The sequence below is a fragment of the Sporosarcina sp. P29 genome (assembly GCF_002743265.1).
GTDB lineage: Bacteria > Bacillota > Bacilli > Bacillales_A > Planococcaceae > Sporosarcina.
Window position 1 is genome coordinate 1 of the sequence record NZ_PDYX01000101.1, and the last position, 422, is coordinate 422.

At 55.0% G+C, this 422-nt stretch carries 1 protein-coding gene; it reads left to right on the top strand.

Going from position 1 to position 422, the window contains the following annotated elements; translation table 11 throughout:
- A partial coding sequence (locus tag CSV68_RS16740) for a TonB-dependent receptor domain-containing protein (RefSeq protein WP_143561031.1) occupies nucleotides 1-422 on the top strand: 422 nt, incomplete at both ends.

A 422-nucleotide genomic window follows, 5' to 3' on the forward strand; every position in this document is an offset into this window, starting at 1 on the left:
TGACGCTGAACAGCAAACCGATGGATGATTTAACGCTGACCTGGGGTGTGGATGCTGACCACGAAACCTTCGACGCTAACCAGCAGTTCTTCAACCTGGATAAAGCGGCAGCAAGCGGCGGTATGGATCTGGAGAACGCCTATAACGTGGGCCGTTACCCGGGTTACAGCATTACCAACCTCGCCCCGTTCCTGCAGGCCAGCTACGACATTGATGCCATTACCCTGAGCGGCGGCGTGCGCTATCAGTACACCGAAAACAAGGTGGATGACTTCGTTGGTTATACCCAGCAACAGGCCATCGCTAACGGGAAAGCCACATCGGCTGATGCGGTACCGGGCGGGAAAACCAATTACAACAATTTCCTGTTCAACGCCGGGATCCTTGGCCGTCTGACCGAACAGCAGCAGCTGTGGTTTAAC